The 21,789-nt window shown below is 65.5% G+C and carries 21 protein-coding genes; 11 read left to right on the top strand and 10 right to left on the bottom strand.

Translation table 11 applies throughout. The annotated features are described in order from the left end of the window. Positions 1–115: 115 nt before the first annotated feature. The gene (locus tag AB0L58_RS24815) at positions 116–1,558 is read left to right on the top strand and encodes a metallopeptidase (protein ID WP_364390019.1); all 1,443 of its coding nucleotides are present in this window, start codon (positions 116–118) and stop codon (positions 1,556–1,558) included. Positions 1,559–1,564: 6 nt separating this feature from the next. Here AB0L58_RS24815 and AB0L58_RS24810 read toward each other — a convergent pair whose 3' ends face one another. Genes AB0L58_RS24810 through tsaA form a run of 4 tightly spaced genes read right to left on the bottom strand, consistent with a single transcriptional unit; the run spans position 1,565 to position 5,991 of the window. After that, on the bottom strand, positions 1,565–2,440 hold the full coding sequence (locus AB0L58_RS24810) for a lysophospholipase (protein WP_364390018.1): 876 nt from the start codon (positions 2,438–2,440) through the stop codon (positions 1,565–1,567). After that, positions 2,437–3,858, bottom strand: coding sequence for a M20/M25/M40 family metallo-hydrolase (locus tag AB0L58_RS24805; protein WP_364390017.1), 1,422 nt, complete (start codon positions 3,856–3,858; stop codon positions 2,437–2,439). Before AB0L58_RS24805 ends, AB0L58_RS24810 begins: the two co-directional genes overlap by 4 nt. After that, the gene (locus tag AB0L58_RS24800) at positions 3,855–5,516 is read right to left on the bottom strand and encodes a CocE/NonD family hydrolase (protein WP_364390016.1); all 1,662 of its coding nucleotides are present in this window, start codon (positions 5,514–5,516) and stop codon (positions 3,855–3,857) included. Before AB0L58_RS24800 ends, AB0L58_RS24805 begins: the two co-directional genes overlap by 4 nt. 58 nt (positions 5,517–5,574) lie before the next feature. Further along, complete coding sequence (gene tsaA / locus AB0L58_RS24795; protein ID WP_364390015.1) at positions 5,575–5,991, bottom strand: tRNA (N6-threonylcarbamoyladenosine(37)-N6)-methyltransferase TrmO; 417 nt, start codon at positions 5,989–5,991, stop codon at positions 5,575–5,577. Positions 5,992–6,241: 250 nt separating this feature from the next. On the opposite strand from tsaA, the gene AB0L58_RS24790 reads away from it, so the two are divergent. Then, positions 6,242–6,691, top strand: coding sequence for a hypothetical protein (locus AB0L58_RS24790; protein WP_364390014.1), 450 nt, complete (start codon positions 6,242–6,244; stop codon positions 6,689–6,691). 42 nt (positions 6,692–6,733) lie between these two features. Further along, positions 6,734–7,477 carry a DUF4191 domain-containing protein gene (locus AB0L58_RS24785; RefSeq protein WP_364390013.1) on the top strand — a complete coding sequence of 248 codons (744 nt, stop codon included), beginning with the start codon at positions 6,734–6,736 and terminating at the stop codon, positions 7,475–7,477. A gap of 62 nt (positions 7,478–7,539) precedes the next feature. On the opposite strand, the gene AB0L58_RS24780 is transcribed toward AB0L58_RS24785, so the two are convergent. After that, entirely contained in the window at positions 7,540–7,926 is a 387-nt protein-coding gene (locus AB0L58_RS24780; protein ID WP_364390012.1) for a YrdB family protein, read from the bottom strand. A 37-nt stretch (positions 7,927–7,963) separates the two neighbouring features. Then, positions 7,964–8,494 carry an RDD family protein gene (locus AB0L58_RS24775; RefSeq protein WP_364390011.1) on the bottom strand — a complete coding sequence of 177 codons (531 nt, stop codon included), beginning with the start codon at positions 8,492–8,494 and terminating at the stop codon, positions 7,964–7,966. 253 nt (positions 8,495–8,747) lie between these two features. Between AB0L58_RS24775 and glnA the strand changes: the two genes are divergently transcribed. Together glnA and AB0L58_RS24765 are read left to right on the top strand one after the other, a co-directional pair. Further along, a complete protein-coding gene (gene glnA, locus AB0L58_RS24770; protein WP_364390010.1) occupies positions 8,748–10,184 on the top strand; it encodes a type I glutamate--ammonia ligase in 1,437 nt (478 codons plus the stop codon). A 187-nt stretch (positions 10,185–10,371) separates the two neighbouring features. Then, positions 10,372–11,202, top strand: a complete 831-nt coding sequence (locus AB0L58_RS24765) for a DUF1152 domain-containing protein (protein WP_364390009.1) — start codon at positions 10,372–10,374, stop codon at positions 11,200–11,202. On the opposite strand, the gene AB0L58_RS24760 is transcribed toward AB0L58_RS24765, so the two are convergent. Further along, the gene (locus tag AB0L58_RS24760) at positions 11,166–12,155 is read right to left on the bottom strand and encodes a hypothetical protein (protein WP_364390008.1); all 990 of its coding nucleotides are present in this window, start codon (positions 12,153–12,155) and stop codon (positions 11,166–11,168) included. The two genes, AB0L58_RS24765 and AB0L58_RS24760, sit on opposite strands and share 37 nt — an antisense overlap. Before the next feature lie 11 nt (positions 12,156–12,166). Next, positions 12,167–12,595, bottom strand: a complete 429-nt coding sequence (locus AB0L58_RS24755) for a LuxR C-terminal-related transcriptional regulator (protein WP_364390006.1) — start codon at positions 12,593–12,595, stop codon at positions 12,167–12,169. A gap of 162 nt (positions 12,596–12,757) precedes the next feature. Here AB0L58_RS24755 and AB0L58_RS24750 point away from each other — a divergent pair, with 162 nt between their 5' ends. The 4 genes from AB0L58_RS24750 to AB0L58_RS24735 all read left to right on the top strand — a co-directional run bounded on the left by AB0L58_RS24750 (position 12,758) and on the right by AB0L58_RS24735 (position 15,295). Next, positions 12,758–13,123 (top strand): VOC family protein, encoded by a 366-nt coding sequence (locus AB0L58_RS24750; RefSeq protein ID WP_364390005.1) that lies wholly within the window; start codon positions 12,758–12,760, stop codon positions 13,121–13,123. 225 nt (positions 13,124–13,348) lie between these two features. Next, entirely contained in the window at positions 13,349–13,642 is a 294-nt protein-coding gene (locus AB0L58_RS24745) for a DUF1801 domain-containing protein (RefSeq protein WP_364390003.1), read from the top strand. 373 nt (positions 13,643–14,015) lie between these two features. Further along, positions 14,016–14,297, top strand: a complete 282-nt coding sequence (locus AB0L58_RS24740; RefSeq protein ID WP_364390002.1) for a hypothetical protein — start codon at positions 14,016–14,018, stop codon at positions 14,295–14,297. Between the two features lie 158 nt (positions 14,298–14,455). Then, positions 14,456–15,295: a tyrosine-protein phosphatase gene (locus tag AB0L58_RS24735; RefSeq protein WP_364390001.1), complete on the top strand. Its 840-nt coding sequence runs from the start codon at positions 14,456–14,458 to the stop codon at positions 15,293–15,295. 237 nt (positions 15,296–15,532) lie between these two features. On the opposite strand, the gene AB0L58_RS24730 is transcribed toward AB0L58_RS24735, so the two are convergent. Both AB0L58_RS24730 and AB0L58_RS24725 read right to left on the bottom strand, forming a co-directional pair. Continuing rightward, positions 15,533–16,075 (bottom strand): hypothetical protein, encoded by a 543-nt coding sequence (locus AB0L58_RS24730; protein WP_364389999.1) that lies wholly within the window; start codon positions 16,073–16,075, stop codon positions 15,533–15,535. A 44-nt stretch (positions 16,076–16,119) separates the two neighbouring features. After that, complete coding sequence (locus AB0L58_RS24725) at positions 16,120–18,327, bottom strand: elongation factor G-like protein EF-G2 (RefSeq protein WP_364389998.1); 2,208 nt, start codon at positions 18,325–18,327, stop codon at positions 16,120–16,122. A gap of 607 nt (positions 18,328–18,934) precedes the next feature. On the opposite strand from AB0L58_RS24725, the gene AB0L58_RS24720 reads away from it, so the two are divergent. Together AB0L58_RS24720 and AB0L58_RS24715 are read left to right on the top strand one after the other, a co-directional pair. Then, complete coding sequence (locus AB0L58_RS24720; protein WP_364389997.1) at positions 18,935–20,137, top strand: TIGR02679 family protein; 1,203 nt, start codon at positions 18,935–18,937, stop codon at positions 20,135–20,137. Positions 20,138–20,223: 86 nt separating this feature from the next. Next, the gene (locus AB0L58_RS24715) at positions 20,224–21,756 is read left to right on the top strand and encodes a TIGR02677 family protein (RefSeq protein WP_364389996.1); all 1,533 of its coding nucleotides are present in this window, start codon (positions 20,224–20,226) and stop codon (positions 21,754–21,756) included. Positions 21,757–21,789: the final 33 nt, after the last annotated feature.

Raw genomic sequence — 21,789 nt, 5'->3', positions numbered from 1 at the left:
GGTTTCTGCGATTACCATGTGATCGCTCGACGGGCAGGCGTATGCGATACGCGCACCCATCGGGTCGGGGTTCGCCGAGGACGGACCCCGAGTGAGTTCGGGGAGGAAAGACCTGATGAGGACAAGACGGCTGCGGTTCGGGGTGGTCGCGGTATTGATGCTGGTCGCTGCGGCGCTGGTCGGCTGCGACGGCAAGGCCGGCCAGCAAGGGGCGAGCGCGGTGACCGCGGACAATCCGTGGGACCTCACCGGCGCGGTCTCCAACAATGGGCCGAGCGGCCCGCGCAAGGGTGTTCCGGACGCACCGCTCACCGCGGAGAACGGCGACGGCGGCGCGGTCGACGAACTCGCCCTCAACACCATCGCCGATCTGGAAGATTTCTGGAAGACCGAGTACGGCAAGAACTTTCCCGGCACCTTCAAGCCGGTGAGCCGCTACATCTCCTGGGATGCCAAGGCAGCCAAGGAGCAGGCGATCAAGTTCTGCAAGTCCAGCACCTATCATCTGGTCAACGCGGCCTACTGCAGCGTGGACCACACCATCGGGTGGGATCGCGGTGTGCTGCTGCCGCTGCTGCAGGAGAAGTACAGCGATATGGCGATCGTGATGGTGCTCGCGCACGAATACGGTCACTCGATCCAGGGCCAGGCCAAGATCGCCGGATTCTTCACCGGGACGCTGGTGAAGGAGCAGCAGGCCGACTGCCTGGCCGGTGTCTTCCTGCGCCATGTGGCGGAAGGGAATTCGGCGCATTTCACGCTGAATATGACCGACGGGCTCAATGCGGTCCTCGGCGCGACCATCGCCGTGCGCGATACCGATCCGGATAACCCGAAGAATGTGCACGGCTCCGCTTTCGAGCGGGTGACCGCGGTGCAGATCGGTTACACCGATGGCACCCAGGGCTGCAAGAAGATCAACAAGAAGGAGATCGAACAGCGCCGGGGCACCCTGCCCACGACATACGTGGACGGCGAGCAGGACGCCCAGCTTCCGGTCGACGTGGCGTCGCTGACCAGCCTGAGCCAGGCGCTGGCGAAGATCTTCCCGCTGCAGCAGGCGCCGCAGTACGACTACAACGGGATCACCGAGAATTGCTCGAAGGTGACCGCCACCGAGCCGGTCTCGTACTGCCCGAGTTCGAACAAGATCGGCACCGATGTGCCCGAACTCGCCAAACGCGGCGGGGCGATGAAGGGCGACGACGAACCGCTCTCGGCGGTGGTGGACGGTGACTACAACGCCTTCGCGGTCTTCATCTCCCGCTATGTCCTTGCCGTACAACAGGAACGCAAGCTCTCGATCTCCGGAGCCGAGACCGCCGGACTGCGCACCGCATGCCTCACCGGCGTCGTGACGACCAAGCTGAGCGAGCCCGGCAGTGATCCGCGGCTGTCGGCGAACGACCTCGACGAGGCGGTCTCCGGACTGCTCGCCGACGGTCTGGTCGCCAGCGATGTGGACGGCAAGGTGGTGGCCAGCGGCTTCCAGCGGTTGGAGGCGTTCCGCACCGGAGTCCTCGACGGTGAGCAGAACTGCCTGACGAACTATCGCTAGCGCGGTTCACTCGGCCGCTACGTGGGCCTCCAGCCACTCCAGGACATCGGAGAGCACCTTGTCCTGTTCGGGTTCATTGAAAACCTCGTGGTAGAGGCCCTCGTAGCGAATCACCGTGAGGTCTTTCGAGCCCGCGCCACGCTCGATCAGGTCGGTGCTCGATGGTGCCGCGATGGCGTCCGCGGTGCCGTGCAGCACCAGCACCGGCACGGTGAGCTTGTCCAGACGGCTCTTGACGAATTCGGTGGCGCTCAGCATCTCCATCGCGGTGCGGGCCGGGAGCTTGCCGCGGAAGACCAGCGGATCGTTGTCGTAGGCGCGGATCACCTCGGGATCGTGGCTGATCATCGACGAATCCAGTTTCAGCACACCGATATTCGGCGCGAACCGGGACAGCACTGGGCCGAGCAGGCGCTGCAGCGGATTGCCGACGGCGATATCCAGCGGCGGTGCCGACAGTACGATGCCGTCGACGTCGATCGGTGCCCGGACCGCCAGATACAGCGTGATCAGACTGCCCATCGAATGCGCGAGCAGGAACCGCGGCACATCCGGATGTTCACGGCTCGCGATCTTCAGCATCTCCACCACGTTGTCGGCGGCGCTCGCCATGGAACCGATATTCGCGTTATTGCCCGCCGACTTGCCGTGGCCGAGGTGGTCGAGCGCGTAGACCGCGAAACCGTTGTCCTCCAGGCGCTTTCCGACATGGGTGTAGCGGCCGGAATGCTCCGCGACGCCGTGCACGAGCACGATCACCGCGCGTGCGGTGCTATCGGGAAGCCAAGCCCGCCAAGCGATTCGGCTGCCGATGCCGTCGAATTCGCCGTCGGTGGCCGGTGTCGGCTCAGGGGACTCGCCGGTCGTCGGATCGGTTGTCATGCATCGGCTCCTTGGTTACGTGGCGGCGCCGCGAGCTGATCGATCAGCCGCCGATTGAACTCGATGAGCCGAGCGTAGTTCACCAGGGAGATGCGCTCGTCGGTTCCGTGGATCGTTTCCACATCGGCCTGGCTCAGCAGGATCGGGGCGAAGTTGCAGCGGGTGGTGGCGAGATCGTCGTAGTGCCGGGAATCGGTGGCGCCGGGGACGATGCCGGTGGTCACCGCGATGCCAGGGACGACGGACTCGGCCAGGCTCGCGATCATGTCGAATGCCGGGCCGGGCGGTCTGCCGGGGGAGGGCTCGGAAGTCATGCCGACGAGTTCGATCCGCACCTCCGGATCGCGCACCACCTTGCGGCAGTGCTCGAGCACCGATGCCACCGAATCGCCGGGCAGGATGCGGAAATTCACCAGCGCCTCGGCCTGCTGTGGCAGCACATTGGGTTTGACGCCGCCGCGGATGACCGTCGGCGCGGTCGTGGTGCGCACCAGCGCCTCGGTCTGTGGACGGGCCGCGAGTATCCGGGTGATCACCGGTGTGGCCAGTCCGGCGAAGCGGAGCAGGCGGCGGCGATATTCGGGCATCACCTGCCGCAGCCTGATGACCATGTCGGATACGACCGGCGTCAACCGCAGCGGCATCGGATGATCCTGGATCCGGCCCACCGCGCGGGCGATCCGGCCGACCGCGGTCTGCTTGCCGGGCATCGACGAATGCCCGCCCACCGCCGATACCGAAAGGCGAACGGTCGCGTAACCTTTCTCGCCCACCATGATCGAGGCCACCGGTCGGTCTATGTCGTCGGCGATATCGTCGAGAATGACGCCGCCTTCGTCGAGCAGTAGATCCGCGTGCACACCGGATTCGCGTAGCCGCTGCGCCATTCGCACCGCACCGTGATCCCCGAACACCTCCTCGTCGTGCCCGAATGCCAGATAGATGGTGTGCCGCGGGCGAATTCCCGCGGCGAGTGCGGATTCGACCGCCTCCAGAATCGCGATCAACCGACTCTTGTCATCGATAGCCCCACGACCCCAGATGAATTCGTCATCCACCACGCCCGCGAACGGCGGATGCGTCCACCGACGCAGATCATCGACGGGCACCACATCCTGATGGGCGAGCAGAATCGCCGATACCCGATCCGGCACGACGCCCGGCCAGCGATACAGCCTGCTGTGCCCGAAGCGCTCCAATTCCAGTTCGGCGTGTACCAGCGGGAACGACTGTTCCAGGTGTGCGCCCAACCGGAGGAATTCGGCGTCGCCGGGTTCGGTATCGACGGCGGCGGGCTCGGCGGCGTCCGGATGCTCGTAGGACACGGTCGCGCAGCGCAGGGCCTGCGCGAGGCGTTCGGCGACGTGGGTGTCGACGACCACCGGGCTGGTGTGGGTCGGTGTGGCGTTACCGGTCATCGAGGGCCGGTCTCGGTCGGCAGATTCATGGGCATCACTGCATTGTTCAACACGTCGAGCCCGAGTGCGCGGACCTTCTGGTCGCGCCACTTCGCCCAGGCCTCACTGGTGCCGCCGCTGAGGTCGGGGGTACGCGGGGTGCTGAGCAGGGGCAGATCCAGACGGGCCGCGAGGACGGTGACCTGGGCATTGGCGGCGGCATGGGACCAGACATCGTCGACGACATCGGTGATACGGACGCCGAGACGGTGCCCGGCGCTGATCGGCCAGTCCTGTGCCAGCAGTCTGATATCGGCGGTGTCGGCGACCGGAGCGATGCCACGGGTGATGATGGTGCCGCGGCCGTCGGGAGCGATATCGAACAGCTCGACCGCCGCCGTCGCGGTCGGCGGACCGGACAGGCGCAGCGTTGCCGTCGGAATTCCCGAGATGTGGGCCGTGATACTCAGCGGTTCGGAAATGGACCAGATCTCGCGATCGGGTCCGGGTAGCAGGCCGCGATCGGTATAGGTGCCGGTGCGCAGGTCGATCGGAATGCGGCGCGAATCCGCGGGCGGCCATGCGGTTTCGGAGCGCCAGCCGCCATCGAATTGGCCGACCGTGACGCGTGGGCCGGGCACCTCGATATCGCGGTCGGCGACATGTCTGTCGAAGAAGGCGAGTAGTTCGGTATCGAAATCCGTCGCGCCGCATTTGCTGTCGCAATCGCTGTGACCCCATTGGCCGAACCAGGCGCGGTGCTCGCCGGGGCCGAGCGCATTCCAGACGTCGAAGATGCGATACGCCCGGGTGTTGTAATCGAGAAAGCCCTGGCCGACGAACAGCGGAATGGTATTGCCGCGCAACTGTTCCACGAGATCGCGCTCGCGCCAGAAGGGCGTGGTCCGGTCGTGGTCGGTGGTGTTCGCCGCGAGTTGCTCGTAGCACTGGGGCGATGTCTGGACGGCGTTGGATTGGTATTCGGGGGAGTCGTCGGGTCGGCCGGGTGTAGAGGCGATGAGCAGATGTTCGAAACCCGTCATTTCGGCTGGGCGAATGCCCTGCTCGGTGACCGGCTTGCCGGAGAACTTCCAGGCGACGCCCTGCATGTACATATAGGAGTACGGATCGACATCCGGTCCGAATGCCGCGACGGCGGCCAGGCCCCCGGGCTTGTCGGCCAGCGCCATCATGCCGGTCCAGGCCTCGTAGGAGGTGCCGATCATACCGACCCGACCGGTAGACCAGGGCTGCCCCGCCGCCCATTGCACGGCGGTGGTCACATCCGACCGTTCGCCCGGCCCACCGAAATCCGGACATCCGGACGAGCCGCCGTAGCCGCGCAGATCCACGATGACGTAGGTATAGCCCGCGTTCAGGAACAGCGCCACGTGCAGGTCGTCGGTGGACGGTCCACCCTCGAGCCGCGGCACGCTCAGGTAGGCGGTATGCGAGCGATACGGGCTCACGGTCAGCACCACCGGTGTGCGGGTATCCGCGGCGATGCCCTGCGGGCGCAGGACATCGGCGTGCAGCCGGGTGCCGTCCGGCGCGGTGATGAAGCTCTGCGACCACTGAAACGGCACTCCGACCGGCTCCGCCGCCGTCACCGGCGCCAGCATCCCGAGTACCGATAGCACCCCGGTCAACCCACGCAACAGCATCGAACCCAGAGTCACCTGAGAACTATCGACCGCTGCTGGTCGATAGTCCAGACCCCGGAACCGGGGGTGTCACTCAGCGCTGCGCGGTCGGACCGAGGACCGGCTTCAGATCCAGCACCGGCGTGCCGTCGATCGCTTCTAAACCGTGCACGGTGAGCACGGGCCCGGCGATATCGGCGATCGTGACTCGATGCAGCCCGATCGGATTCGGCCGATGTGGGGCGCGTGTTGCGAACACCCCGGTGACCGGGCGGGTGCGATCGCCGCGCGGATGCACCGCGAGCACCTCCCGATCCGCCTGGTGCAACCAGGTGAAGACCAAAATCTCAGCGCCGGGTCGCAAGCCCGCCGTGCCCGCCACTACTGCGGGATCCAGCACAATCTCGGCGGGCGGCGCGCCTTCGTCGCCTTGCTTCGGCGCCTGCGCCGGATCGGTCAGTGGGGAGCGCACGCGGCCGATTGGGCGCACGTCATAGGTCTCGGCGGGCATGGGTCGATCCTCGCAAGTCGCCGCGATCATGGCTGCACAAGGCCGAACACATGTCGACCGTCGCGATCGTTGCTGGGTCAGCTCGGCACCGGCCCCAACTGCGGCTGGGCAATTCATGGGACTCGAGCTACCGACGGGCAATTTGCTTTTGCTATGGCCGGCGCGAAGGTTGTACTCGGTCAAAAAGATTCGGCTGGTGTCTCAGGTAGCTCGGCGTATGATCGGCCCAGTGCGAGTCCCCGGGGGGAGTATGAGTGAGCCGGTGACCACGGATTGGGACCTATTCGTGCGGTCGCTGGCACAATGCCTTGCCGAGCTACCTTCCCGGGCAACGCTGATCATCGCCGCGCCCGGCAATCGATACGTCCAATTCGTACAGTACGACATCAAACTGTCCGTCGAACTGGCGGGCAATTCCTATCTCGCGCAGCCCATCTCGCCGACCGGTGAACGCATGCTGCGCGATCTCGGCTGGCGCGAACCGGTGGCACGGCGCGAGATCGACAACTGGACCCGCACCCTACTCTGGCCACTGTCTTCGGACACCCTGCTCGGACTCGCGCGCTCGGTCGCCCTCGGCCTGCACGACGCGCTCGGTGTCGGCACACCCGCGGAGCTGCGCGCCATGGGGTGGACCGAGACCTCGGGTGATCTGGATCTCACCGCATTGGGCGAAATCGCGCGTCGCGGCATGAACTGACGCGGTGGGAAGACCCACCCGACGTGGCACTATTCTGTGAACATGGCAGTAGGCAAGGGCGGCACGCCGTCCAAGGAAGCGAAGGCCGCGGCGAAGGCGGCCCGCAAGCAGCAGTCGAAAGAACGCCGCCAGCAGCTCTGGCAGGCGTTCCAGATGCAGCGCAAGGAAGACAAGCTGCTGCTGCCCTTGATGATCGGCGCCGTCGTCGGCATCACGGTCGTATTCCTGGTGGTCGGCCTGATCTTCGGGCTGCAGTGGTTCCTGCTGCCGCTCGGTCTGCTGCTCGGTGTGCTCGTCGCGTTCATCATCTTCGGTCGCCGGGTGCAGCGGAATGTCTATGCCAAGGCCGAGGGCCAGGCGGGGGCGGCGGCCTGGGTGCTGGAAAACCTGCAGGGCAAATGGCGGGTCAACAATGGTGTCGCCGCGACCACCCAGCTGGACGCGGTGCATCGGGTGATCGGCCTGCCCGGCGTCATCCTGATCGGTGAGGGATCGCCGCAGCGGCTGAAGTCGCTACTGGCGCAGGAGAAGAAGCGCACCGCGCGGCTCATCGGCGACACCCCGATCTACGACATCGTCATCGGAAACGACGAGGGCCAGATCCCGCTGAAGGAGCTGCAGAAGCACCTCACCAAGCTGCCCCGCAATATCGATGCCAAGCGGATGGATCTCATCGAGGGTCGGCTGACCGCGCTGAGTTCGCGCACCGGTCCCGCACTGCCGAAGGGGCCGATGCCCGCGGGCGCCAAGATGCGCGGGGTGCAGCGCACCATCCGTCGGCGCTGATCGGTTTCGAGGCCCGCATCCCATCTGGTAGGGGTGCGGGCCTTCGGGTCTCCCCGGGGCGCTCAGGCCGCTCCGGTTCGCCCGGTGTCGAACAACCAGGTGATCCGGTCGTAGCCGACGGCGTGGTAGACGACGAGCACCGCGGTGAAGGCCAACGCCCAGCGTGGCAGTCCCGCGAGCCAGAACGCGGCCGCGCCGCCGAACAACACCACGATCTCGACCAGCAGACGCACCCAGCCGTCCACCGCGACCGGGGCCTTTCCACTGCGGCTCGGATCGCCGGGCACCGCGAACGTCCCCCAGATCGTGGCGGCGGCCAGTGGCAGCACCACCACCAGTACAGCGCGCCACGGGGAGTCGAACGCGCGCCAGCCGCAGACCGCGAACGACGAGATAGCGGTGAGTTCGAGGAACAGGCGAACCACCAGCATGACCGGATGCAACGACACCGCCGGAGCGTACTGTCCCGGCGACCGTGGCGAGGGACTAGCGCGAGCGGACCACCGCGGTGCCGGTGGCGCGATCGTGCATGCCGCGACCGTCGGCATCGGTGAACAGCGCAGGAACCACGAAGACCAGCAGCACCTGGCGGGCCAACGCGCGCACGAAACCGACGGCCACCGGCGCATCGACGCGGATGACGCGCAGCCGCAGGAAGTACTGACCCGGTGTGTACCCGAACAACGACACCGCGACGACGCCGATCACGAACCAGACGAGCAGGTTGGGTGTCGTGAGAGCACTCACAATCGCCTCGAAGTTCGACGGACGCGGGTCCCCGGCCGGAATATTCATCCCGGCGATGATCTTGTCCGGATTCGGCCGCACGATGATCGCGGTCACACCGAGCGAGATGAACCAGTCCACGACGAGCGCGACGATGCGTCGCAACATGCCGACCAGCGACCCGGCGCCCGAGCGCGGCAGACCCAGGTGCTGACCGGGGAACTCGGGGGTTGCCGGATCGCCCGGGTCCGCGGAAGGTCCGGAGAGCCAGGATCCGCTGATGCGTGCCATGACACTCAGGATAGGCCTCTACGACCGGTCGTAGGACACCGCACCAACCCAAGTTGACCTCGGCGAGCGCTGGAAAGAATGGCAGGATTACCATGCTGTTCGAGCCCAGGTGGCCTTCACCACCCACCCAGCCGCACGTGTAACACTGGCGAAACATAGCCTTGATTGCTGGGAAACATCGCGTCCATAGCGTCTGGACGCGACGAACCCATGCAATCGACACTGGCTGGGAACCGATCCGTAAGGAGAACAAGTGACGTTCAGCACGGCCGACGAGGTCATCCAGCACATCAAGGAAGAGGACGTCGAATACGTCGACATCCGCTTCAGTGATCTTCCCGGTGTGCAGCAGCACTTCTCGATCCCCGCGAAGGCTTTCACCGCTGACCTCGCTGAGGAAGGGCTAGCGTTCGACGGCTCCTCCGTCCGTGGCTTCCAGTCCATCGATGAGTCGGACATGCTGCTGCTCCCCGACTTCAGCACGGCGCGGCTGGACCCGTTCCGTCAGGCCAAGACGCTGAACCTCAACTTCTTCGTGCACGACCCGTTCACCCGGGAGGCCTACAGCCGCGACCCGCGTAACATCGCGCGCAAGGCGGAGGAGTACCTGCGCTCGACCGGTATCGCCGACACCGCGTACTTCGGCCCCGAGGCGGAGTTCTACATCTTCGACTCGATCCGCTACGACTCGGGCATGAACGGCGCCTTCTACGAGATCGAGTCGATCTCGGGCTCCTGGAACACCGGTAAGGAGTTCAACCCGGACGGCACCCGCAACCGCGGCTACAAGGTCCGCAACAAGGGTGGTTACTTCCCGGTCGCCCCGTACGACCACTACGTCGACCTGCGCGACAAGATCTCCACCAACCTGCAGAACGCGGGCTTCGAGCTCGAGCGCGGCCACCACGAGGTCGGCACCGCGGGCCAGGCCGAGATCAACTACAAGTTCAACACCCTGTTGCACGCGGCCGACGATCTGCAGCTGTTCAAGTACATCGTGAAGAACACCGCGTGGGCCGAGGGCAAGACCGTCACCTTCATGCCGAAGCCGCTCTTCGGTGACAACGGTTCGGGCATGCACGTGCACCAGTCGCTGTGGAAGGACGGCAAGCCGCTGTTCCACGACGAGGCCGGCTACGCGGGTCTGTCGGACCTCGCGCGCCACTACATCGGCGGCATCCTGCACCACGCGCCGTCGCTGCTGGCGTTCACCAACCCGACCGTGAACTCCTACCACCGCCTGGTCCCGGGCTACGAGGCCCCGATCAACCTGGTGTACTCGCAGCGCAACCGCTCCGCCGCGGTCCGCATCCCGGTCACCGGCAACAACCCGAAGGCCAAGCGCATCGAGTTCCGCGCCCCCGACTCCTCGGGCAACCCGTACCTGGCCTTCGCCGCCATGATGATGGCCGGCCTGGACGGCATCAAGAAGAAGATCGAGCCGAAGGCCCCGGTCGACAAGGACCTCTACGAGCTCCCGCCGGAGGAGGCCAAGGGCATCCCGCAGGCCCCCACCAGCCTGGCCTCGGTCATCGACCGCCTCGAGCAGGACCACGACTACCTGACCGAAGGCAACGTCTTCACCCCCGACCTCATCGAGACCTGGATCAGCCTCAAGCGCGAAAACGAAATCGCGCCGGTGAACCTGCGCCCGCACCCCTACGAGTTCGAGCTGTACTTCGACGTGTAAGTCGGTAGGTTGCTGCGCAGGCTTCGCTCCTGCGTTGTAAGACATGGAGCCCCATCCGTTTCGACGGGTGGGGCTCCGTCGTTTCTCGTGCGCACCAGCATGACCCGGACTGGTTATGGTGGGTATTCGCGCGCCACACCGGTTCGATCGCAAGGCAATTCGGAACCGGGATGTACGAGGGGGGTAGATGAGCGAAGTCTCGGTAGATCCGGAAAAGCTTCGGACACACGCTACGAATGTGGCGAAGCTCGGCCAGGTGGCCTCGATCTTTACTCGTCTCGACGGGTGTTCGTCAGTGCTGATCGCCGGGGCCGGTGGTGGGTTCGACGTGTATGCCGGGCTGCCGCTGGCCTTTACGTTGCGCGATGCCGGGGTCGCCGTACATTTTGCGAATCTCTCCTTCGCACGGCTGGACAGGCTTGGTGCTGATGCCTGGTTGAACGAGTATGTGGCTGCCATTACTCCGGATGCCTTGGGGCCGCCGGACACCTACTTTCCGGAGCGGGCTTTGGCGAGATGGTTTGCGCTGCAGAACGAGCCATCGACGGTCTTTGCCTTTCCGCGGGTTGGGGTGGTGGGTTTGCGCGCTGGCTACGAGATATTGGTCGAACGGCTGGGGGTTGATGCGATCGTGCTGGTCGACGGTGGGACCGACATTCTGTTGCGTGGGGACGAATATCTGTTGGGTACGCCGCAGGAAGATGCGGCGAGCCTGGCTGCGGTCGCTGGAATCGATTATGTGCCAGTGCGATTGGTGGCGAGCATCGGCTTCGGGATCGATGCGCACCACGGCGTCGACCATGTGCATGTCCTGGAGAACATCGCCGAGCTCGATGCGCGGGGTGCCTACCTCGGCGCCTTCTCGATATCGAGCCGTTCGACCGAGGCACAGCGGTACCGAGCTGCCGTCGAGCACGCCGCGGACTTGACGCCGAAGCGGCCCAGCCTGGTCAACGATCAGATAGCCGCAGCATTGTCCGGTCAGCATGGGAATGTGCCGATCCGTGGACGTAGTTGAGCTGACGATCTGTTCGTAAATCCTTTGATGGCAATGTATTTCACGTTCGACCTGCCGGGGCTGGCGGCGTACAACGCGTATCTGCCGAGTCTGGAGGACACGACCGATATCTCCGAGGTATCGCTGCGGATCGGACAATGTAGATGGCGCGCAAGCACTTCGGGCAGCTCGCCGGTCTCGAGGAGTTGTTCGGTCTCATACTGGCGGATCGTCTCCAGTGCCCGGTAGCGGGTGCCGCCCGCGGACGGCGCGGCGGTGAGCAGGCTCTGCTCGGCGAGCCTGGCCAGACCGTCCGCGACCGAGTTCGGTTCCAGCGGCGGATATCCGGCTACCTCGGCGGCGTCGGCGGCGGTGAACGGTGCGACGAAGACCGAGACACGTCGGAGCACGCACCGGTCCGAGTTGGTCAGCAGGGCCTGGCTCCAGTCGAGCATGGCCCGCACGGACCGATGTCGGTCGTCGGCACGGCGTCCACCGACCAGGAGGCGCAGCGGATCGGCGAGACTGGCGGTCAGACCGTCGAGACCGAGGGTGGGCAGCCTGGCGGCCGCGAGCTCGATCGGCAGCGCCAGACCGTCGAGCCGCTGGCAGACCTCGGTGACCTGATCCAATTGTTCCGGTTCGACGGGCCAGCCCAGGGCGGCGGCTCGGTCCAGGAACAACGCAATGGCATCCGCGGTGGCGGCATCATCGCCGAGAGATAGCGGTGGCACCGCGTAGACCTGCTCGAAGGGCACCATGAGCCGAGCGCGGCTGGTGGCCAGTACGGTCACGCGCGGGCAGTGCGCGAGCAGGCGCTCGATGAACGGTGCCGCGCCCTCGCGCAGATGCTCGCAGTTGTCGAGGACGAGCAGGGTGTGGCGGTCGGCGAGGGCGCTCAGCACCGAATCGTCGAGGCTGCGGCCCTGCTGTTCGCCGAGGCCGAGCGCACGGGCCACCGCGGATCCGGTCATCGCCGGATCGGTTACCGGTACGAGGTCGACGAACCATGCACCGTCGGCGAATTCACCGGCAAGATCTGCGGCAACGGCAAGGCCAGCCGCGTTTTGCCGACACCGCCGGGGCCGAGTGCGGTCACGTGGCGCTGCACCGCGACGGCCTGACGCAATTCGGCCTGCTCCCGGAGCCGGCCGACGAACGACGTCAATGGTGCGGGCAGGACGGCCACCGCCTCGCTCCGCTCGGCCCGGGTGAGCTCGGCCGCGCGCTGGGCGAGCGCCCGCCGGTCGGGGACGCCGACCTTGCGCAGCAGCGAGGACACATGGGTCTCCACGGTGCGCACCGAGATGTACAGCTGCGCGCCGATCTCGGCATTGCTGCGATGTTGTCCGATCAGAGTCAGGACTTCGGCCTCGCGGTCGGAGATCCCGGCAGCCACCTTCTGCGTTGACACGTCTCCATTCTCACGCACCGGTCCCGTAGCCGCGCGGGCATCGACCCGTGCTCACTCAGTGGTGCTTTCCGTGTTCGGCACGGATGTCGCGCCGCCGAGCGCTGCCTACCGTAATTCTCATCGCCGCAAGACGATCCGGACCACATCGCAGAAGGAGTACTCATGACCGCCGCCTCGGCCGCCTCGGCCGGGGGAATCAAGACCGTACTGCATCTCGTCTCCGACCTGGCGACGGCCAAGGAGGTCTACACCGCCCTGATCGGTGCACCGCCGCAGATCGACGGAACCTACTACGTCGGTTTCGACGTCGCGGGCCAGCACATCGGGCTGGTACCGGGCGGCGGACCGCAGCGCATGACCGCACCGGTGACGTACTGGCACGTGCCCGATATCGAGGCGAAGCTGGCCGAGGTCACGGCCGCGGGCGCCACTGTGCGCGAGCCTGTGCGCGATGTCGGTGCAGGTCGCCTGGTCGCCACCATCACCGATCCCGACGGCAATGTCCTGGGGCTGCTGCAGGACCGGTGAGCGCCCCCCGACGTTTTCAACCGAACCGATATCACGATCGACACCACAACGGAGGAACCGCAATGACCACAACCCGCACCACGAAGCGCAAGTCCACGGTGGGATTTTCGGAAGAAGAGCGAGCTGCGATGAAGGAGCACGCTCAGGAGCTCAAGACGGCCGCACGCCGCGGCGCGCGCAGCCAAGGCGGACGGCGAGTCCGATGTGCTCGCGAAAATCGCCGAAATGGTGGATTCGGATCGCGTCATGGCCGAGCGAATCCACGCCATCGTCAAGGCCAACGCGCCCGAGCTCAGCCCGAAGCTCTGGTACGGCATGCCCTCCTACGCCAGGGACGGCAAGGTCGTCTGCTTCTTCCAGACGGCGGAGAAGTTCAAGGCGCGGTACGCCACCCTCGGCTTCAACGACTCAGCGAGCCTCGACGACGGCACCATGTGGCCCACCGCCTTCGCGCTGACCGAATTGACCGCCGCCGATGAGACGCGGATCGGGGAGCTCGTCAAGAAAGCGGCGAGCTGAGAACTACGGCCTGCCACCGCGTCTGGTGGCAGGCCGTATGCATGGCTGGGATACTTCTGCGGTGGATGGTGCAGGGGGAAACACGACGCATGACTGGGCGAGCGCGGTGGACTTCGCCCACCTCGCCGAGATCCGTCGACAATGCCCACCGGGCGGTGTTCGGCACTTGATCCTCGAAGTCATCGCCTACGCGGCCGAGGAAGCCGAGTGCAACAACGGGGGACGACCGCCCGGATCGCAATTTGCCCGCGACGGATCGGGCGGCAGTCGAACAGCTGATGCGGTTGACGTCGCCGTGGCAGCGCCTCTCCGTCGACATCGCGATGCACGCTGAGGAGCACTGGATGAAGTTCGAAGCCCGGGTCCATTTCACATGACCTGGACTGAAGACGAGTACCTGCGAAACCTGCGGGAAGCGCGGGGCGACTATGCCTGGTTGATGCGGCGGTATGGCGGACGCACGTGGGAGGAGGCTGATGCGGAGGCGCGGGAGGCGTATCCGTATGAGTCGAGTGATCGGCCGTTTCGTGGAATCGAATTCCATGATGACGCTTGGCATTGGGCGATGTTGTCGATTCACGGCGCCATGTACTGGCGCGAGCATCCGGAGCTATTGGAGCCGTCTGCCGAGTATCTGAGGAGCCGAGGGGAGTAGCGGAAGTCTCGGTGGGTGGTATGCGGGTCTCGGTGAGTGGGGTAGTAGCGGCGGGATCGGAGAGAAAGTCAGCAGGGCGCGGGGAGACGGCTCTACTGTCCCGCGCCATGAAGAATTCAGTAATTGCTCTAATTGGTTCTGTCCTAGCGACATTCGCGTTGACCGCTACCGGCGCGCCGCCGATGGCGACGGCCGAGCCGACGGTGGAGAGTGCTGCGGCGCGGATCGAATTGCAAGGCGCGGTCAATGTTCGGGATATCGGCGGGTATCGGACGTATGACGGTGCGAAGGTCAAGTCCGGCAAGGCTATTCGGTCGGATTCGTTGGAGAAACTGACCGACTCCGATGTGCAGAAGCTCGGTGGATTGAATCTGAAGGCGGTCGTTGATCTGCGGACGTCCGCGGAGGTGCAGTTCATGGGCGCCGATAAGGTGCCCGCCGGGGTGCAGACGGTGGCGCGGCCGATCGATGACACCGGGTTGTTCCAGCAGATGATGGCGGCCATTCAGTCGCGGGACCCGCAGAAGCAGGAGGAACTGCTGGGGAACGGGAAGGCCGAGGAGATCATGGGCCGTGTCTATACCAGCTTCCTCAGTGCGGATTCGCGCGCGAAGTTCGGGCAGACGATTCGGGATCTGGCGGCCACCGACCGCGCGACGCTGTATCACTGCACCTCGGGTAAGGATCGAACCGGCTGGCTGACATATGTGGTGCTGCGGGCGGTCGGAGTACCGGAATCGACTGCGCGACAGGATTATCTGCTGTCGAATCAGTATCGAGCCGCCGCAGATGCCAAGCTGCGCGAGCAGGTGAAGCAGGCGGGGCTCATGCAGAATCCCGATCTGCTCATACCCCTGCAAGAGGTTCGTGACCAGTACCTGGATACCGCCATCGATGCGATGGAACAGGCCTACGGCGACTTCGGAAAGTTCCTGACCCAGGGCCTCGGCCTCGATGGCGGCACCCTGGTGCAGCTTCGAAAGAACTTGGTCGCCTAGCGAGACCGTCTCGGGCCCACCCCATTCCAAGGGGTGGGCCCGAATCACGCCCAGCCCAGCCTGAAGCACCCCTTGGACAAGTGATCACCATGCGCTCATGCAGCCAAACGTCGAGAGTGCAGCTGCACCAGCGCATTCTCGGCCGTTGTGCTTTGTTCTGCTGCATATCGAGTCATGGTCGCGCATAACGTATATAGCTTGTGCGAACTCATCAGTTCAGGTGCGGCAGTGGGGGGTTCAGATTGGGAGCAGCATGTGGACGAGTTCGGACAGTGAGACGCCGCCGGTGCCGAAGGATGCCACTAGGGCGTAGGCGATTAGTGCGTCCTTCATGGTGGGGTGTCGAGTCGGGGGTGGTGCGGTTGATGGCGGCGCCCACACCACGTCGATGTGGTGCGTTCCGGTCAGCATGAATTCACCCAGGACGTGATCGCGTTGGTCCTTTTGTCCTAGAACCAATGTGCTGGAGTGCAGGGTCGTCGGCAGCAGCCGCAAGATCCTGCCGTCGACCTCGGCGATCGCTCGGTAGGTCCACCGGCGGTAGAAGAGTCCGCGGCCGACGGTCAATCTGATGGGGCGATCGTTGATCGATGCCCGTAGCCGTTTGGCGTTGCGCGTGCCGATCGGTACGCGCTCGCGAGTGCGCGGGCCGATGCGCTCGATGGTCACCACGGTGGCATCGTCGAATACCGGTGTAGTGACTACTCTTTCGTCGGTCCGCGTGATCACGATCTTGCCGAAATGCTCGGTGTCGACAACGAAACGCTCTGGACTGATCAACAGGCTCCTTCGACGGTAACGAAACATCCTGCGGCGCTGGGGGATCAGCCCGTCTTCTTGGCCTGCTCGCGGACCGAACCCGCCAACGCATTGGGCATCGGTTCGTGCCGTACGTACGAGCGGGTGAAGTCACCGGTGCCGTGCGAGAGCGAGCGCAGATCTATGGCGTAGCGGGTGAGTTCGAGTTCGGGCACCTCGGCATGGATGCGCGTGCGGCCGGTGCCGTGCGGTTCGGTGCCCAGCACACGTCCGCGGCGTCCGGACAGATCGCTGAGCACCGGACCGACATAGTCGTCGGTTACCACTACCCATACTTCGGCGATCGGCTCGAGCAGGTCGATACCCGCGGCGGTCGCGGCCTCACGCAGTGCGAGTGCGCCAGCGGTCTGGAATGCGGCATCGGAAGAGTCGACCGAATGCGCCTTGCCGTCGAAGAGCGTCACGCGCATATCGACCAGTGGGTAACCGGCCGCCACCCCGCGCGCGGCCTGGGCGCGCACACCCTTCTCCACCGACGGAATGAATTGCCGCGGAACGACTCCGCCCACCACACGGTCGACGAATTCGATGCCCGACCCGCCCGGCAGTGGCTCCACCTCGATCTCGCAAACCGCGTACTGCCCGTGCCCGCCGGACTGTTTGACGTGCCTGCCCTTACCGGTTGCCTTGCCCGCGAACGTTTCCCGCAGCGCGACCTTGTGATCGACCACGTCCACCTGCACACCGAACCTGGTGCGCAACCGCTCCAGCGCGACATCGCGGTGCGCCTCGCCCAGACACCACAGCACGATCTGATGGGTATCCGGATTCTGCTCCAGCCGCACCGCGGGATCCTCGGCCGCCAGCCGGGACAGACCAGTGGAGAGTTTGTCCTCATCCGCCTTGCTGCGCGCGCGAATGGCGATGGGCAGCAGGGGATCCGGCATCCGCCAGGGTTCGATCAACAGCGGCGCGGCAGTGCCGGAGAGGGTGTCGCCGGTTTCCGCGCGACTCAGCTTGGTCACATAGGCGATATCACCGGCAATGGCCTGGCCGAGCGGGCGCTGCAGTTTGCCGAACGGCGCGGTGATGGCGCCGATGCGCTCGTCCACATCATGGCTTTCATGGCCGCGGTCCTCCAGTCCGTGACCGCACACATGCACCGTATCGTCGGGGTGCAGGGTGCCGGAGAAGACGCGAACCAGCGAGACGCGCCCGACATACGGATCCGACGCCGTGCGGATCACCTCGGCCGCCAGCGCGCCGTCTGGATCGCAGTGCAGGGGGGTCGATGCGGAACCGTTGGTGGTGGTGATGGCCGAGACCGCGTGCTCGGACGGGGTGGGAAAGCCGCCGATGATCAGCTCCAGCAGTTCGACGGTGCCGAGGCCCTGCTTGGCGCCCTCCGGGGCGGGCGCGCCGAACAGCACGGGATGGAAGCTGCCCCGGGCGACCGCCCGCTCGAGGTCCGCCACCAGCGCGGCCAGCTCGATCTCCTCGCCGCCGAGATAGCGCTCCATCAGGGTTTCGTCTTCGCTCTCGGCGATAATGCCCTCGATCAGCCGGTTGCGCGCCTCTTCGAGCAGCGGCAGCTGATCCGAAGACGGTTCGCACTCGACCTCCTCCCCGGAGGAGTAGTCCGCCACGCAGTGCGGCAGCAGCTCGACCAGACCGGTGACCGGGCGGTGGCCGTCCGGACCCTTCGGCCCATACACCGGAAGGTGCAGCGGGAGGATATTTTCCGAGGAGCCGCCGCCGAGCACGATGCGGCAGGTCTCGGTCATCTCTTCGAAATCGGCGCGCGCGGTATCTAGATGGGTGATCACGATCGCCCGCGGCATCCCGACCGCCGCGCACTCCTCCCACAGCGCGCGCGTGGCACCGCTCACGCCCTCCGCACCCTCCGCCGCCGAGATGACGAACAGCGCCGCATCCGCCGCCCGCAGACCCGCCCGCAGCTCACCGACGAAATCGGCGTATCCGGGGGTATCCAGCAGATTGACCTTGATCCCGCGCCAGGCCATCGGCACCACCGACAGCTGCACCGATCGGTGCTGGCGGTGCTCGATCTCGTCATAATCCGACAGCGACGTCCCGTCCTCCACCCGGCCCGCGCGATTGACCGCGCCCGCCGTGAGCGCCAACGCCTCTACCAACGTGGTCTTACCCGACCCGCTGTGCCCGACCAGCACCACATTCCGGATGTCCTCCGGCCGCTGCGCCGTCACAGCCTTACCGTTGGTCCCTGCAGACGCACTCGCTTTCTCGACCATGTGTCTCGCTTTCTCGGTCGACACCTACGGTCCTTCGAGCTTCCCACCAGCGGTCGCCTCGCGTGCACAGATCGGGCGATCCGGTCTGTTCAGGTGCGCGTCGGGTGGCGTGCATATGGGGTTCAGGGTCCGGCCGGACAGAGGCACATGGTCGGTGCAAGTGTGTGATGGGACGGTGTGCGGTCGGCATTACGCGTAATCGAGGATGACGGCTCGGGGGGCGAGTCGTCCTGGGCGTATCCCGTCGACCGACCAGTCTGCACCGGACTGGTGACGTGACACCCGGGCTGGCGACCGCCGCGGTCTGTCGTAAGTGGACCCCCACGTTCCGCGTACGACATGAGTGCTGTCGAAGTCACCGGCCGCAGCTGCGATGACACCATCGCGCCCGCCGAGGGTGCAGTCGTGGTATTTCGGGGGCACTATCGGCGTGCGCCGGGAATCGCGTCGACGTCGTTGGACAGGGGGAGTTTCGAACAGACGCTGCGGTCGCGGGCCAGTCCCGGGCCCTCACAGTAATCAGACATTCGCATCGCCTGCACGGATCAGGCGATCCGATGCGGTTCGGTGCAGAATGTCCCGATGGGACGCCGGTTCAGGAAGATCAATGACCGCTGAGCGGCTGTCGCCGGACCTCGCTCCCGTGTGGGCGGTGCTCCATCGCCGCCTGTCCACCGGTCAGGCGGTGCATCGGATCAAAGTCGGCCCACTCGATCCGAACCAGCAGGCCGCCATCGCCGATCTGTTCGGTTCACCGCGATTGCCCGGGCTGTACTGGACCGGCAGCCTCGCCGACATCGACGCGGTCCTGCTCGAGGTGACAGGGTGCGATGCCCGCGCCGTCGTCGAGCAACTGATTGGCCCCGTCGGAAACAGGTCCGCTGAGCGAGCAGCCGATGCCGCTGCGCGTCACGAGCTGTGGCGATGGTTGTCGGAGCACAACGTCGTTCGGGCCCAGCCCGCTTTGGCGACTTGGGTGTCGGCAGTGCAGCGCAATGGATTGATCGCGAAATCGGTCGAGCGCACGAGGTCCGAGCTGGAGCGGACCCTGCGGGTACTACACGAATTGCCCTGCCCCGGAACGCCATTGCCTGTATTCGCCGCCGAACTGCTGGGTGATCCACATGAACTCGACGAAGGCACCCGGGTGCAAGCAATGGTCGTGCGAGCGTTGACAGCGATCTACGGCACCGAACCTCCAGCGGATGCGGTCGGGTTGCGCGCACTGTGGGCGCGAGCGGGGATCGCTGACGACGAGTTGTCATCGACCGTCTTGGTCGCCGGACTGCCGATGTATGACACCGGCACCCCGATCGGCCATATCCTGCACTCCTGCGCGAGCGCCGGACTCGCTTCGGTGCTGACCCTGCAGCAGTTGCGGGTCCAGTCGGAGTCGATCAAGGTGGCAGACCGCGTATGGGTGGTCGAAAACCCCAGCGTGCTGGCGATGGCATTGACGCGTTTCGGTACCGGTTGCCCGCCGATGGTATGTACGTCCGGTTGGCCGAGCAGTGCCGGTGTGCTGCTGCTCGAGCAGTTGGCGCAGGCCGGGACCGAGTTGTACTACCACGGTGATTTCGACGGGGAAGGACTGCGTATCGCTGCGAATCTTGTGGCCAGGGTCGACGTAGTGCCGTGGCGGATGACCAGCGCTGACTATCTGCGGGCTGTTGGTGCCGACGGCCCCGAAGTCGGTCGAGTTACTCCGGTGCCCTGGGATCTCGAATTGTCCGAGCACATGCGTCGTACCGGTCGAGCGGTCCCCGAGGAACGCGTGGTCGAGGATCTGCTCGCGGATATCGGCGGCTGAGTCCGTCGCTCGTACGGGGACGAGCGCGGGATGTCGGCCCAGGCGTCTATCGTGGGCAACCGAGTCGCCAGCTAGGGGGAGCCGCTATGGATCCGATTCGTGTTCCGCCCGAGATGTTCCGTTTCACCAGCGGTGATCGGGCCGGGTTGTACGTATCGGTGCTGCATGCCTTCGGTGAGGCGAACGAACGTCTGGAGACCGCTCTCGGTATCGATGACGTCCGGGCTCGGCTGCGCACGGTCGGCTGGTTGGAGGCCATTGACGACGAGGATCTGACCTCGGCGCTGGATCAGTTGCGGGCCTGGAACCTTGTCGATGTCATCCAGAACCATTCCGAGAATTACCGCACCGCAACCGAATACGAACGTCGGAACCTGCAGTACTCACTCACCAGGCAGGGCGAGGCAGCGTTCGCCGGTGTCGTGCACGCTATGTCGGTGCTCGCGTCGAGCGGAGCGTTGCAGACCGCAGTACTCGACGCGATCTCGGATCGACTGGCCGACCTGCTGCACGAACTGGAGTCGGGCGCGGATCGCCGAGTCTTTATCGTACTGAGCGAGCTCGAATCCCACCTGGAGGCGTTGCGCGCCAATACAAAACAGTTCAATGGCGAACTGCAACGGCTGCTACGCGCCGAGGGTGTGGATCTCGGCGTGTTCCACGAGGTGAAGGCCGCGACGGTGGCCTATCTCCAAGAGTTCCTCACCAACATCGAGTACCGTACGCATACGATCGCTTCGCGAATCCAGGCCGTCGAGGATTTCGGCATCGCGCGGATGCACCAGCGCGCACTGCTCGGGGCCGAGCTGCCGAAGCTGACCGGCGCTGATCCCGGTGTCGCTTGGCTCGAGCATCGTCGAGCGAGGTGGGATGGAATACGGGCCTGGTTCCTACCTGTCGATGGATCGACGCCTCGCATCGATCAGCTCCGGCAGGTCGGCCGGAAAGCCATCATCACCCTATTGCAGGTTCTCGACCGGATCACCGAGTCCCGCAGGCGTTCCAGCAGTGCCGTGGCTGACTTTCGGGAGCTGGCACGGTGGTTCACGGTGCTGCCGGAACAGGACGATCTGCATCGGTTGTGGTCCACTGCATTCGGACTCAGCTCCGCGCGGCATCCGCACCTGGCCCACCCTGATCCAGAGTTGGTGAGCTATACCGCGCCCTGGGGCGAGGCGCCCGCGGTGGAGGTTTCGCCGCTGCTGCGTTCGTCCGGGCGCACCGAACGATTCGGTCGAACCGGCGCGATTCCGGACGTCGCGGCGATCAAGGCAGCGCGGGCAGCGCGCGCCGCAGTCGAGCGGGCCGAGCTGCAGGCCGCCTGGGACATGCTGGATACCGGTGGGGCCGTGCGTCTTTCGGCGTTCGGCGAGCTGGATCACGAGGTTTTCGAACGCTTGCTGGAGTTATTGGGGCGAGCCTTGAGCAACGCGCCGGACCGGAAGGGAACTCGGCGCGGCAGTACAACCGATGGTCGGATCGAGATCGTGCTGCGAAGACCGCCTGATGGCGGCATTGCCGAGCTGAAGACACCGCGCGGGATTTTTCGCGGACCCGACTACATCGTCGAGGTAACCGCGTCAGGACGTGATACGCGGCGAAGGGGAGCCTCGGCATGAGCGAGCGTAGCGAGCGAACAATAGTCACAGCCG

Origin of the sequence: Nocardia sp. NPDC052112 (genome assembly GCF_040680135.1) — a bacterium.
Lineage (GTDB): Bacteria > Actinomycetota > Actinomycetes > Mycobacteriales > Mycobacteriaceae > Nocardia.
This window is presented reverse-complemented; position numbering and strand designations above follow the sequence as displayed.

What these genes read in the sequence shown, in the direction of transcription:
- AB0L58_RS24745 (WP_364390003.1), top strand. Translation starts at nt 13,349, where the DNA reads ATGGTGGATTCGGATCGCGTCATGGCCGAGCGAATCCACGCCATCGTC.
- AB0L58_RS24805 (WP_364390017.1), bottom strand. Translation starts at nt 3,858, where the DNA reads ATGACCGGTAACGCCACACCGACCCACACCAGCCCGGTGGTCGTCGAC.
- AB0L58_RS24725 (WP_364389998.1), bottom strand. Translation starts at nt 18,327, where the DNA reads ATGGTCGAGAAAGCGAGTGCGTCTGCAGGGACCAACGGTAAGGCTGTG.
- AB0L58_RS24810 (WP_364390018.1), bottom strand. Translation starts at nt 2,440, where the DNA reads ATGACAACCGATCCGACGACCGGCGAGTCCCCTGAGCCGACACCGGCC.
- AB0L58_RS24785 (WP_364390013.1), top strand. Translation starts at nt 6,734, where the DNA reads ATGGCAGTAGGCAAGGGCGGCACGCCGTCCAAGGAAGCGAAGGCCGCG.
- AB0L58_RS24775 (WP_364390011.1), bottom strand. Translation starts at nt 8,494, where the DNA reads ATGGCACGCATCAGCGGATCCTGGCTCTCCGGACCTTCCGCGGACCCG.
- AB0L58_RS24750 (WP_364390005.1), top strand. Translation starts at nt 12,758, where the DNA reads ATGACCGCCGCCTCGGCCGCCTCGGCCGGGGGAATCAAGACCGTACTG.
- AB0L58_RS24715 (WP_364389996.1), top strand. Translation starts at nt 20,224, where the DNA reads ATGGATCCGATTCGTGTTCCGCCCGAGATGTTCCGTTTCACCAGCGGT.
- AB0L58_RS24815 (WP_364390019.1), top strand. Translation starts at nt 116, where the DNA reads ATGAGGACAAGACGGCTGCGGTTCGGGGTGGTCGCGGTATTGATGCTG.
- AB0L58_RS24765 (WP_364390009.1), top strand. Translation starts at nt 10,372, where the DNA reads ATGAGCGAAGTCTCGGTAGATCCGGAAAAGCTTCGGACACACGCTACG.
- AB0L58_RS24720 (WP_364389997.1), top strand. Translation starts at nt 18,935, where the DNA reads ATGACCGCTGAGCGGCTGTCGCCGGACCTCGCTCCCGTGTGGGCGGTG.
- AB0L58_RS24740 (WP_364390002.1), top strand. Translation starts at nt 14,016, where the DNA reads ATGACCTGGACTGAAGACGAGTACCTGCGAAACCTGCGGGAAGCGCGG.
- AB0L58_RS24760 (WP_364390008.1), bottom strand. Translation starts at nt 12,155, where the DNA reads ATGACCGGATCCGCGGTGGCCCGTGCGCTCGGCCTCGGCGAACAGCAG.
- tsaA (WP_364390015.1), bottom strand. Translation starts at nt 5,991, where the DNA reads ATGCCCGCCGAGACCTATGACGTGCGCCCAATCGGCCGCGTGCGCTCC.
- AB0L58_RS24790 (WP_364390014.1), top strand. Translation starts at nt 6,242, where the DNA reads ATGAGTGAGCCGGTGACCACGGATTGGGACCTATTCGTGCGGTCGCTG.